This window comes from Allomuricauda sp. F6463D, assembly GCF_023015965.1.
Classification (GTDB): Bacteria; Bacteroidota; Bacteroidia; order Flavobacteriales; family Flavobacteriaceae; genus Flagellimonas.
Genome location: NZ_JALKAN010000001.1, coordinates 1,096,103 through 1,107,895, shown reverse-complemented (window position 1 = coordinate 1,107,895; position 11,793 = coordinate 1,096,103). Strand labels below are relative to the sequence as shown.

Here is an 11,793-nt window from a genome sequence, read left to right as displayed (position 1 = left end):
TATTATGGTTTATTCTAACTCTTCGCAGTAAAAACCATTTTTTTTTAATAGTGTAGAAATTGCAAGTGCACTAAGGTTTTGTGTTTCAATACGGAGAATATTATCACAATCCTCCAAATCAAAATTCCAACACCCATTTTTATTGACCAACTTGTTCAAAGAAGAGCGAAGTTTTTTAATCTCCTTCTTTCTCTTTACGGTTGTTTTAAATACGTGAACAGTTCTCATGCAGCGAATCAATCTCGGTTATAAAAAAAAGGAGGTTCAATGTCCAAAGCACGTAGGTAAACAAATCCTTGTCCACGATGATGGATTTCATTATCTATAAAATATAGAATGGAAGATTGAACGGTGCCTTCGTACTGTCCAAAAAGAGTAATGTGTTCTTGATAACGTTCCAAAGGGATTTGACGCCATAGCTTATTGATTTCTTCGGTGTCCCGGTCCCATTTCTCCAAAAACTGAGCCTTTGTGTGCCCGTAGTCCTTATTTTCATCAAAGTCCCCGTTAGCGCCAGAAACGATTTCGGTAAGTCCAGGAACGGCAATAGCCAAAAGCTCCTTTGTTATTTCGGAAAAAGGTCGCATACCTCCAATACTGTGATTAAAAAAATCGTTTTCTGGAAATGTCTCAATAACTTTTCGGGTAAGTTTTCTGTGCCCTTGGTAATGTTGCAGTAATTGTTCTGGGCTTATTACCTGTGTTGCTGTTGTTTGTTTTTTACTGGTGTTTTCCATGTGTTGTGAATTTTAGAATTATTGCTTCCGAAATCAAAATTAAGAGGGGGTGTGACAGCCCCATGTCAGTAGTAAAAAAAGCTATCCAAAAAAACCTTGTTGATAGACGGTTGTCACGTTACGTGAATAGTTTTGGCCGTGTAATGTGACAACAGTAAAGACATTGAAGGTTTGAAATAATTAAATATTTAAAATAAATATGAGCCAGAAAAGACCTCCCATCCTTGGATTGAAATCCTATCTTTGGGAGATAGCTCATGCAATTATGGGAATGGATACCGTAAAACGATTTGATAGGATAGTTGCTATTTTAATACAATTGCAGACCAAGCGAATTGTAAAAGCACAGGAACTCGCAGACCGGTTCGAAGTCAGTTTACGAACCATTTATAGGGATATCAGGACTTTGGAAGCATCGGGAGTGCCAATTATTAGCGAAGCAGGTGTGGGATATTCCATTATGGACGGTTATCGTTTGCCCCCGGTAATGTTTACCCGAGAAGAGGCGGGAAGTTTTGTGGCGGCTGAAAAGTTGATGCAAAAATTTACAGATAAATCGCTTGGGGCCTATTATGAATCTGCTATGTTTAAACTTAAATCGGTACTTCGTGGGAGTGAAAAGGATTGGGTGGAAGCTTTGGAATCGCAAGTGTCCATAACACCGGGGCAAGCTTTGTTTAATAATGAGGTGTCCAATGCACTAGAGATATTGTTCGAGAGTATTGCAGAACAGAAACAGGTCTTTTTACGGTATGAGTCGTTACGGGAAGAAATCCCATCGGAACGGAGAATAGAACCTGTAGGCCTCTTTCATGAAAATGGATTTTGGTACATTTTGGGATTTTGTCACTTACGAACGGATTACAGGCATTTCCGAACTGATAGGATTCATAAAATAACAAGAACCTCACTCGACTTTTTATTGAAACACGGAACCATTGATGAACATCGAAAGAAAAGAGAAGTTGTGAGCAAAACGAAGGTGAGGATATTGGTAAATAAATCCGTAGCCAAGTTTATCCAGGGCCAAAGCAAATATTATGGGCTCATTTCCGAGGAAGATAAAGGAAAAGATGTGGAAATGACATTCATGACCACCGACCTCGAGAACGGTTTTGCCCGTTGGTACCTTATGTTCGGGGATTATGCAAAGATTATGGAACCCGAGACATTAAAGAAAAGGGTGACAGAAATACTGACCAAAAGCCAAGAAATGCTATCTTCTTAAGTAAGAGTAAAATAGTGGAATGGATTTGTTTACCAACCAAATAGACCCAAATAAGAATTGGCTGCCCTACGGGGGAATAGTCAATTACTTTGGACCCATTATGGAGCCCACAGAAGCCAATGGATATTTCCAAAAACTTAGAGACACCATACCTTGGGAGCACGATACGGTACAAATGTTTGGAAAACGTATCATTACCAAGCGCAAAGTAGCATGGTATGGAGAAAAACCTTTTGAATATACCTATTCCAATATAACAAAAAAGGCACTCTTTTGGACACCAGAATTATTAAAATTGAAAAAACGTACTGAACAGTTAACCAAAGAAACCTTCAATTCATGCTTACTTAACTTTTATCACTCTGGAGAAGAAGGGATGTCTTGGCATAGCGATGACGAAAAAGAATTGGCGCAGAATGGAGCTATTGCTTCCCTTAGTTTTGGTGCAGAACGCAATTTTGTTTTTAAGCACAAAACTACCGATGCAAAAGTGAAGCTGGGATTAGATCACGGTAGTCTTTTAGTGATGAAAGGCGAGACCCAAACTTTTTGGCATCATCGTTTGCCCCCGACAAAAATGATTAAAACACCAAGAATCAACCTTACTTTTAGAACCATTGTGCAATATTGATAATAAGAACTTTTGGTGGTGATCTTAATACGTTCAATAATACTATTATCAAGTCAAATAGAGTTGGGACGTTTAACTTTTAATCAGATCTATACGAGGTACTTATTTAAACTGATTTTAAGTAATCGAGAAAAAACCGAAAACAATGTTAATTTTTTAAAAATGTTTAACGCAATCAATCTTAATGTTGATGAAAATCAATAAATTGAGAATGAATTAATCAACATATGGCAACATTTACACTAAACATCAACGGAAAAGAACAAGAGGTGGATGTAGACCCTTCTACACCAATCCTTTGGGTTTTAAGAGATCATTTAAACTTGGTTGGAACAAAATTTGGTTGCGGTATAGCGCAATGTGGAGCCTGTACCATTCATTTGGATGGCACGGCAACCAGGGCGTGTATGCTCACAGTTTCAACGGTAGGGGATTCCAAAATTACGACTATCGAAGGATTGTCGGAAAAAGGCGATCATCCAGTACAAAAAGCTTGGTTGGAAGAAGATGTGCCACAATGTGGGTACTGCCAAGCGGGTCAAATTATGACGGCTTCAGCGTTTTTGGATAAAAACCCAAACCCAACAGACGGAGAAATTGAAATGGCCATGAACGGTAACATCTGTCGTTGTGGTACCTATACCAGAATTAAAAAGGCCGTAAAACTTGCAGCTAAATCATAAACCCATAAAATCAGCATCATGACACTTGTAAAGACAAAAATAGGACGACGCTCCTTTATTCGAAATGCAGGATTGGCCAGTGGAGGACTTGTTATTGGGTTTAATTGGTTGGCTTCTTGTAAAATGACACCGGAACAGGTAAACAACCTGCCCAAAGAATGGTTTGAATTTAATGGGTTTCTAAAAGTAGGAGACAATGGGATGGTGACCATTATGTCGCCCAACCCAGAAATTGGTCAGAACGTTAAAACGGCTATGCCCATGATCGTCGCAGAAGAGCTCGATGTGGCTTGGAAAGATGTAATCGTGGAACAGGCACCGTTGAACACCGATATTTTCACAAGACAATTGGCCGGTGGTAGCCAATCCATCCGACAGGGGTGGGAAAGTTTACGAATGGCCGGAGCCACGGCAAAACACATGCTAAAAGAAGCTGCAGCACAAGCTTGGGGTGTTTCAGCAGATGAAATTACCGTAAAAGATGGAGTACTTACACACCAAGGAAGTGGAAACTCAGCAGGTTTTGGAGAAATGGCCTCAGCGGCATCCAGTATTGAAGTTCCGGAAGAAGTGCAGTTGAAGGATAATGGCGATTTTTCGATTATCGGTACTGATAAGAGAAATGTAGATGGCAAAAAAATTGTAACAGGTAAACCCTTATTTGGGTTGGATGTGTATAAAGAAGGCATGCTTACTGCAATGATCGTACATCCGCCAGCTTTTGGAATGAAATTTAAGAGCATGAATGCGGAATCGGTAAAATCTATGCCCGGTATAAAGGATGTTTTCCATTTTGAAGCCTACCCGGATGATGTTGAAAGACAATGGGCGGATGGTGGAGGAATCCCAGAATTGGTAGCCATTGTAGGCAATAGTACCTGGGAATGTATGCAAGCCAAAAAAGCACTGGATGTGGAATGGGAGGAAGCATCTAAGTTAGAAAGCTCCGCTTACCATGACGAGGCGTTGGCATCGTTATTGGAAAAGCCTCAGGAAGAACCGGCCAGAGAGGATGGGAATGTGGATGCGGCCTTTAAAAAAGCAACAAAAATTGTTGAAAGCATCTATTCTGCACCATATTTGGCCCACAATACCATGGAGCCAATGAACTTTTTTGCACATGTTACATCGGAAAAAGCAGAATTGCTCGGCCCTATTCAGACGCCAGAATTTTTGGAAAAAACCTTGGTTTCCAGATTAGGTTTGCCAGCAGAAAAAATAGATATAATGATGACCCGTATGGGTGGGGGATTTGGTCGGCGCTTATATGGAACCTTTGCCGTGGAAGCAGCCTCAATTTCCCAAAAAATGAATGCCCCCGTTAAATTGGTGTATTCCAGGGAAGATGATATGACACAAGGCACCTATCGACCTTCTTATAAAGTAAAGTTCAAAGCAGGCCTTGATGAAGATGGCAAACTAATTGCATGGCATGTGCGTGGAGCAGGTACCAACGATGACCTCATCTTTGAAAACCGTTTCCCAGCTGGTGCGGTGGACAACTATTTAGCAGAAAAGCATAGCTTGCAAAGTAATGTGACCACAGGAGCATGGAGAGCACCACGTTCTAATTTTATTGCAGGGGCAGAACAGGCATTTATGGATGAAGTTGCAGAAGCCGCAGGAAAAGATCCATTGGAATTCCGTTTGGAGCTCTTTGATAGGGCTATCAACAATCCTGTAGGTGACCCGGAAAAGAACGATTATGATCCACAACGTTATGCAGGGGTTTTAAAACTGGTTAAGGAAAAAGCCAATTGGGGCTCAGAAACAGGCAAGGCTAGAGGCGTTGCGGCGTACTATTGTCACAATTCCTATGTGGCTCAGGTACTGGAATTGGAAGATACTGATGATATGCCGAGAGTAGAAAACATTTGGTGTGCCGTGGACTGCGGTATAGTAGTTAATCCTTTAGCGGCTAAAAACCAAATAGAAGGGGGTATGATCGACGGTATAGGACATTCAACCTATAGTGCAATGACTTTTGAAGAGGGAAAACCACAACAATCGAATTTTGATAATTACCGTCTTATGCGCCATTCAGAGGCACCGAAGAATATTGAGGTGTTCTTTGTGGATAATGGTATTGATCCAACTGGTTTAGGGGAACCTTCTTTGCCTCCGGCCATAGGTGCATTGGCAAATGCATTGTATAAAGCAACAGGCAGGCGGCATTATAACCAGCCTTTCATTAATGAAAAACCACCATTGGTAGGTTAGGTTTTATAAATAATACTTAATTAAAAATTGGTCAGTAGATGTTTTCTACTGACCAATTTTTATAGAGGTACACTTTGAATATAGACTTCTTTTTTTATACCATGTGCGATGTTTGAATTTCTTATTCAATAAATACTGTTTTTTAAGACCATTTTATTACGTCAATATGAAATTTAAATGAAACCGAAAAGGTATCCACTTGATCAAGTGTATCGTTGAATTTTTCAGGCGAAATTTTTATTGAACAATGAACTTGTGTTTAGGGTATGGGAGGAACTTTTTTATTCAAGTACATCACATTACCTTTATATTTTTTAAACATGACATTGTTCACTTTTTAAGTAAGCCAAGAGAAAAAGAGAAACCCCAACTCTTGATGGAAAGTAGGACAAAGATTTAAAACAGAGATTTAATCCCGGTAGAGCTAGTGGATTTGTTCATAATGCGATTAATCAGTTAAATACATATTAGTTTGAACGATTTTAAAATATTGGGTAGCGAAGAATGGTGCCAGTTTGATGATTTAAGAATCCCCGCTATAAAGGCAAGAGTGGATTCTGGAGCAAAAACATCCTCTATTCAGGCCAGTAAGATAAAAATTTTTAATAAAGGACTGGAAGAGTGGGTGCGTTTTGAGGTAAGCCCAATTCAAGATAATAGGAGTATATCTATCTTGTGTCAAGCCAAGTTGATCGATATACGTAGTGTGAAAAGTTCGCAAGGAATTGCGGAAGAACGCCCCGTAATTAAAACTCCGGTCAACATCGCGGGCAATGTTTTTGAAATTGAGCTCACTTTGGCCAATAGGGATGCCATGGAGTACCGCATGCTACTTGGGCGAGAGGCTATCAATGAAAGATATTTGGTGGATCCTTCCCAAAGTTTTGTACAAGGAGATATCTCCAATGAGGAACTTGAACAAAAATATCAGCCTTTTACAACAGAGAAAACAGGACTCCGATTAGGGCTGTTGGCTAGTAATCCAAATTTGTACAGCAACAAAAGAATTATTGAGGCGGGGGAAATGCGTGGTCACAAAGTAGTATTTTTAAATGTGGAGCATGTTTACATGAAATTGGATGCGGCTACCCCAGAAATAAGATATAGAGGTGGTAACATTTTGGATAAGTTCGATGCCGTAATCCCAAGAATAAAACCTGCGGTAACTTTTTATGGTTGTGCTTTGTTACGACAGTTTGATACTTTGGGAGTATACTGTTTAAACTCCGCAGATTCCATAGGTAGGTCCAGAGATAAGCTTTTTGCATCCCAACTGTTCTCCAAAAATGATATTCACATCCCTACCACCGGATTTGCCAAATCCCCTATGGATACGAAAGATCTCATTCGTATGGTCAGCGGAGCCCCATTGATCATTAAATTACTTGAGAGTACCCAAGGTAAAGGCGTGGTTTTGGCCGAAACCAACAAAGCTGCCGAGAGTGTGATCAATGCCTTTAAAAGTGTGCAGACCAATATATTGGTTCAAGAGTTTATTAAAGAAGCCAATGGGCATGATATTCGTTGTTTTGTAGTAAATGGAAAAGTAGTTGCATCAATGCAGCGAACTGCGCAAAAAGGTGAATTTAGGGCAAATATCCATCAAGGAGGGGCGGCGTCAAAGGTGAAAATAACCCCAGAGGAGCGAAAGCTTGCTATAAAATCAGCAAAAGTATTCAATTTGGATGTGGCCGGGGTTGACCTGATTCGTTCAAACAAGGGACCATTGCTTTTGGAGGTAAATTCTTCGCCAGGACTTCAAGGGATAGAAAATACTACAGGAAAAGACATTGCCAATGTAATGATCGAAACCATTGAAAAAAAATTGAAATACCAGCAATAGACCTCTTTTTTTGATTAATTATTTGGTAATCAACAAATTGAAATTTTCACATATATTTTCCTACACAAAGGTCTAAAAATCTAAATATAAATTGAAAATGGGCATTCGTTAACGCAAAAGCTCCATTGGTTAATTGTACCTCAAAAGATTCTCGGAACCATAGTATGTTTGTATCAGTTAACAATAAGCTTTCGGCTTTAGTTAAAAACCTTTGATAGGATGGGGTGATTATAGGGTACTTAGTGTTCTTTACCTAATGTCTTATTATTAATAAGGTTTACGTTGCTCCAAGGGGTTTTTTGAGGTTGAGCCCCTTGGTTGTAACGGTTTTCAAGATCAAATATATGTTCCCGTAAATTTGACCTACTTTTTCGGAAAAGAGCCGTTTTATACGGCTCTTTTTTATTTACACCTGATTTATTTTTTCCATCGTCCACAATTGTTGACAAGTTTTGCTTAAACGCAATATTGCGATGAAGTAAGGTTTTAAACAAAAAACCTACTTTTGTAATATAACAATAGAGGAAGTTTTTTTATGTCAGAACAAGTGGAAAGAATCAAAACATTGATTATTGGATCAGGGCCAGCAGGATATACTGCGGCCATCTATGCCTCCAGAGCAGATTTAAAACCAGTTTTATATACAGGTATGGAGCCTGGAGGACAATTGACCACAACGACCGAAGTGGACAATTTTCCAGGATACCCAGAGGGAATTGATGGTCCAACTATGATGATGCAATTACAACAACAAGCTGAAAGGTTTGGTACAGAAGTACGAATTGGTATGGTAACCGCTGTCGAGTTTAGTAATGAGGTAGGAGGGATACATAAAATAACGGTCGATGATGCTACGCAATTGGAAGCAGAAACCGTGATTATATCCACCGGAGCTTCTGCGAAGTATTTGAACTTACCCAGTGAGCAACGCTTGAGAGGTGGAGGAGTGTCTGCCTGTGCAGTTTGTGATGGGTTCTTTTATAAAGGTCAGGATGTCGCCATTGTTGGAGCAGGGGATACTGCTGCTGAGGAAGCATCTTATTTGGCCAATATATGTAGTAAAGTAACTATGTTAGTGCGCAAAGATCACATGCGTGCATCCAAGGCAATGCAACATAGAGTAAACAGTATAGACAATATTGAAATCCGTTATAATAGCGAAGTGGACGAAGTCTTGGGAGAACAAGTTGTTGAAGGTATTAGAGTTGTAAACAACGAAACTGGAGAAAAAGAAGAAATTCCTGTTACTGGATTGTTCATTGCCATTGGCCATAAACCCAATACAGATGTATTTAAAGGACAATTGGAAATGGATGAAACGGGTTACCTTATTACCCAACTAGGATCTACAAAAACCAATAAACCAGGAGTGTTTGCAAGTGGAGATGCACAAGATAAAATTTATCGACAAGCAGTTACCGCAGCAGGTACAGGTTGTATGGCAGCCTTGGATGCAGAACGTTATTTGGCATCGGTTGAAAGCAAAGAACTGTTGGCATCATAGGAAACAACAGATGGAACACATAAAAAAAAGACACTGATACTGTATCAGTGTCTTTTTTATTAGTCATAACCCATTACTCCATCAATTCGCTCGTAATTTTCCGAAAAAGTCCTGTTACCATCAGAATCTACCGTAATCTGACTAAATGAATCTTCGTTGTGAATTAGCTCGAATGTGAAGCTTCGCATGGTGTCCAACGCTTTCATCATATTGTCGTCTCCGTATTCTATGATTTCAACCAGAGCGTTGTCGGTTACTTTGTATGTACCATAACCAAACCTCCCATTTGGATCGTCCGGAACATATCGAGTCCACATAATTTTTTCTTTGGAGTACATTTTAACCTGTCTGTAACCATCTGATTTTTTAATGGTGTCTATAACATTCTCTCCGTCATAGTTATAAAAGCTCTTAAGCTCCCAAGCACCTTCGATGCTCCAAACGGTTAAATTCTGTTCTGTAAAACTTCCTGTTAATAGGTAAACAAAGATGAGTGTGAAAAGTAAAACTGATTTTTTCATAATGCCCTACTTTATAAAGTACTGATTTATAATATCTTTAAGATAAGGATAATATTTATCAATTTCACATTTTAAACGATATAAAATGATTCAATCTCATATATTTAATGCGTTTATTGTGAAAACAATAATCTAACAAGTATTCTGATAGATAATATGTATAATTAAAATTGGATAAAAATCTATTGGAATAGCACATTTAAAGATTCTGCCAATCGTTGAACATCCTCTTTATTATGATAAGCGCTAAGCACTATACGACTTATCAAAGGCCCATTCTCATCGGGATAATTAAAGTTGGTAAAAACAAACCCATCTTTGTGCAAGGCTGTTGCCATTTCGATATCCTGAAATTCAAAAGTCGGATGTCCCTCCATGTGAGAGAAAAAAGAAGGGTTTTTCAATAAACTTATAAAATACCGGTGGTTATCTTCAAGCATTTGCAATCGTTCGATGTAGATTTCCCTGGCATCGAATAGCGTTGCCATAAATGCTGGTGATGTGGGGCTTGCTCCACCATAAAAAGGAGTTGAACGTAGTAGTTTGATATCGTGTGTGTTTCCAAAAACGGCTCCAGCTTGTATACCCAATGCCTTTCCCAAGGAACAACACATCATCAGTTTGGCAGGGTTAAGCTCTTTAAGCATATTATGGCATCCATTTCCATTTTGCCCAACTAGACCTATGCCATGCGAATCGTCACCAATTAAAATCATTTTATCCAGTGGAAGCTGCTTGAAAAAATCGAAGTTTGGATATTGTCGACCAGAAAAATCAATAGTATCAAAAAGTAGAACAGGCATTAATCGGTTGGTACTAATTTCTTCGGATACCATATGCCCCAGTTCATCATAACTTGAGGTTACAACTACTCCATTTGCACAAAGTGCCGCATGGGCATTCGGTGTTGCAATGACAGTATGTCCTTTTGTTATAAAGGATTGTACTACTAACTGGGCGGCTAAATAACCAGAAGACATGGTAAGGCAGCTTTCACTGCCTACCCAATCTGCCAAGTAGCTTTCAGTTTTATCGTAAATATCCAAAGAGACATTGGATTTTCGGGATGCACCGTAGTGCATACCATATTTTGATATATTTTGAACATACAAATCCTTGAATGGTTGGTAGTTTTGGAGGCCCAGATAAGCAGTGCCGCCAAAATATAAGTAAGTTTTACCATCAATGATAATTTGTCTATCCGGTATATGATGCAGTGAATGGGCCATTACAATAATTGTATGCCGCTACCGGGCAACTCTGGGAAAATCACTTTGCCACCTTCCAAAATACTCACTCCTGTTGCAATGTCCCCTTTCAAAAGCATGGCTCCGTCCATGTCCACATAATCAAGCTGGGGCAAAAGTTGGGCAATGGCAGAAATTCCCACGGTGGATTCGGTCATACAACCGACCATGAGCTGTAGTCCCAGCTCCCTGCCTTTTTTGATCATGCGTCTGGCTGGTGTCAAACCACCACATTTGGTCAGTTTAATATTAATGCCATCAAAATAGGGACCACATTGTTCCACATCACTTTCTACAATACAGCTTTCATCCGCGATAACGGGTAGCACGGATTTTTCTTTGACCATTTTCATTCCCTCCCAATCATCAGCTTTCAAGGGTTGTTCCAGAAATTCTACCCCCAGTTCTTTTAATAAAGGTGCATTTTTGATGGTTTCTTCGGCTGTCCAAGCCGTGTTGGCATCAATTCTGAAAACACTGTCCGTATGTTTCCTGAGTTCGCGAACTATGGCTACATCATCGGAGGTGCCCAATTTGATTTTGTACAGGGGCCAAGGTTTTTCTTGGAGTTTGGCCACCATTTTTTCTATGGAATCAATACCAATGGTATAATTGGTTATAGTGTATTGGTCCGTATTGGTACCCCAGATTTCGTAAAGAGGTTTTGCTTTTAGTTTACCGTATAGATCATTTGCCGCCAAATCCAAAGCGCACAACGTAAATTTATGGAGTCCAAGAGACTCTAAATGCTCATAAAAGTTTTCGGCTGTGTCAAAATCGTAACGTTCAATTTGGTCTCTGACAGCTTCTATTTCCGCCATCATCCCTTCAACGGTGATGTTGTAATAAGGATTGGAAGTGGCTTCACCATATCCTGTTTTTCCGTTAAGTGTTAGGCAAACAATCAAGGTGTCCTGCTCGTCTCGGGACTCCCTTGAAATGCTAAAGGTATGGGCTAACTGCAGTGTGTATTTTCTAAGCGTTATCTGCATGGGTATAATTATGATTGAGTAACGCTAAGATAGGATTTCATGTAAACATAATACAAATAAAGGCCCACTGAAAAATCAGCAGGCCAATGCATATTTAAAAGGGAATTGGATCAATATTGGATGTCCGTAATGGGTCATAATATCACTAATGTCACCCTGAACATGATTCAGGGTCACATAAAGATGC

Annotated in this window: 12 protein-coding genes; 6 read left to right on the top strand and 6 right to left on the bottom strand. The window is 39.5% G+C overall.

The annotated features are described in order from the left end of the window. Nucleotides 1–9: 9 nt before the first annotated feature. Entirely contained in the window at nt 10–228 is a 219-nt protein-coding gene (locus MWU56_RS04865; protein ID WP_247042737.1) for a hypothetical protein, read from the bottom strand. Between the two features lie 8 nt (nt 229–236). Next, entirely contained in the window at nt 237–737 is a 501-nt protein-coding gene (locus MWU56_RS04860) for a DinB family protein (protein ID WP_247042736.1), read from the bottom strand. Between the two features lie 265 nt (nt 738–1,002). On the opposite strand from MWU56_RS04860, the gene MWU56_RS04855 reads away from it, so the two are divergent. From MWU56_RS04855 to rimK, 5 genes are all read left to right on the top strand, one after another. Beyond that, nucleotides 1,003–1,965 (top strand): helix-turn-helix transcriptional regulator, encoded by a 963-nt coding sequence (locus tag MWU56_RS04855; RefSeq protein ID WP_247043703.1) that lies wholly within the window; start codon nt 1,003–1,005, stop codon nt 1,963–1,965. A gap of 19 nt (nt 1,966–1,984) precedes the next feature. Then, entirely contained in the window at nt 1,985–2,596 is a 612-nt protein-coding gene (locus tag MWU56_RS04850; protein ID WP_247042734.1) for an alpha-ketoglutarate-dependent dioxygenase AlkB family protein, read from the top strand. A gap of 227 nt (nt 2,597–2,823) precedes the next feature. Further along, on the top strand, nt 2,824–3,279 hold the full coding sequence (locus MWU56_RS04845) for a (2Fe-2S)-binding protein (RefSeq protein WP_247042732.1): 456 nt from the start codon (nt 2,824–2,826) through the stop codon (nt 3,277–3,279). 18 nt (nt 3,280–3,297) lie between these two features. Continuing rightward, nucleotides 3,298–5,499 carry a xanthine dehydrogenase family protein molybdopterin-binding subunit gene (locus MWU56_RS04840; RefSeq protein ID WP_247042729.1) on the top strand — a complete coding sequence of 734 codons (2,202 nt, stop codon included), beginning with the start codon at nt 3,298–3,300 and terminating at the stop codon, nt 5,497–5,499. Nucleotides 5,500–5,971: 472 nt separating this feature from the next. After that, nucleotides 5,972–7,342 carry a 30S ribosomal protein S6--L-glutamate ligase gene (gene rimK / locus MWU56_RS04835; RefSeq protein ID WP_247042728.1) on the top strand — a complete coding sequence of 457 codons (1,371 nt, stop codon included), beginning with the start codon at nt 5,972–5,974 and terminating at the stop codon, nt 7,340–7,342. Nucleotides 7,343–7,581: 239 nt separating this feature from the next. Here rimK and MWU56_RS04830 read toward each other — a convergent pair whose 3' ends face one another. Further along, nucleotides 7,582–7,836: a hypothetical protein gene (locus MWU56_RS04830; protein WP_247042725.1), complete on the bottom strand. Its 255-nt coding sequence runs from the start codon at nt 7,834–7,836 to the stop codon at nt 7,582–7,584. Between the two features lie 41 nt (nt 7,837–7,877). Between MWU56_RS04830 and trxB the strand changes: the two genes are divergently transcribed. Continuing rightward, nucleotides 7,878–8,846, top strand: a complete 969-nt coding sequence (trxB, locus tag MWU56_RS04825) for a thioredoxin-disulfide reductase (RefSeq protein ID WP_247042724.1) — start codon at nt 7,878–7,880, stop codon at nt 8,844–8,846. Nucleotides 8,847–8,905: 59 nt separating this feature from the next. Here trxB and MWU56_RS04820 read toward each other — a convergent pair whose 3' ends face one another. The 3 genes from MWU56_RS04820 to MWU56_RS04810 form a co-directional block, all read right to left on the bottom strand. Next, on the bottom strand, nt 8,906–9,367 hold the full coding sequence (locus MWU56_RS04820; protein WP_247042723.1) for a hypothetical protein: 462 nt from the start codon (nt 9,365–9,367) through the stop codon (nt 8,906–8,908). A 182-nt stretch (nt 9,368–9,549) separates the two neighbouring features. Continuing rightward, the gene (locus MWU56_RS04815) at nt 9,550–10,596 is read right to left on the bottom strand and encodes a pyridoxal phosphate-dependent aminotransferase family protein (RefSeq protein WP_247042721.1); all 1,047 of its coding nucleotides are present in this window, start codon (nt 10,594–10,596) and stop codon (nt 9,550–9,552) included. Next, nucleotides 10,596–11,606: a dipeptide epimerase gene (locus tag MWU56_RS04810; RefSeq protein WP_247042719.1), complete on the bottom strand. Its 1,011-nt coding sequence runs from the start codon at nt 11,604–11,606 to the stop codon at nt 10,596–10,598. Before MWU56_RS04810 ends, MWU56_RS04815 begins: the two co-directional genes overlap by 1 nt. Nucleotides 11,607–11,793: the final 187 nt, after the last annotated feature.

What these genes read in the sequence shown, in the direction of transcription:
- MWU56_RS04815 (WP_247042721.1), bottom strand. Translation starts at nt 10,596, where the DNA reads ATGGCCCATTCACTGCATCATATACCGGATAGACAAATTATCATTGAT.
- MWU56_RS04855 (WP_247043703.1), top strand. Translation starts at nt 1,003, where the DNA reads ATGGGAATGGATACCGTAAAACGATTTGATAGGATAGTTGCTATTTTA.
- MWU56_RS04845 (WP_247042732.1), top strand. Translation starts at nt 2,824, where the DNA reads ATGGCAACATTTACACTAAACATCAACGGAAAAGAACAAGAGGTGGAT.
- MWU56_RS04820 (WP_247042723.1), bottom strand. Translation starts at nt 9,367, where the DNA reads ATGAAAAAATCAGTTTTACTTTTCACACTCATCTTTGTTTACCTATTA.
- MWU56_RS04860 (WP_247042736.1), bottom strand. Translation starts at nt 737, where the DNA reads ATGGAAAACACCAGTAAAAAACAAACAACAGCAACACAGGTAATAAGC.
- MWU56_RS04810 (WP_247042719.1), bottom strand. Translation starts at nt 11,606, where the DNA reads ATGCAGATAACGCTTAGAAAATACACACTGCAGTTAGCCCATACCTTT.
- MWU56_RS04865 (WP_247042737.1), bottom strand. Translation starts at nt 228, where the DNA reads ATGAGAACTGTTCACGTATTTAAAACAACCGTAAAGAGAAAGAAGGAG.
- MWU56_RS04850 (WP_247042734.1), top strand. Translation starts at nt 1,985, where the DNA reads ATGGATTTGTTTACCAACCAAATAGACCCAAATAAGAATTGGCTGCCC.
- MWU56_RS04840 (WP_247042729.1), top strand. Translation starts at nt 3,298, where the DNA reads ATGACACTTGTAAAGACAAAAATAGGACGACGCTCCTTTATTCGAAAT.
- trxB (WP_247042724.1), top strand. Translation starts at nt 7,878, where the DNA reads ATGTCAGAACAAGTGGAAAGAATCAAAACATTGATTATTGGATCAGGG.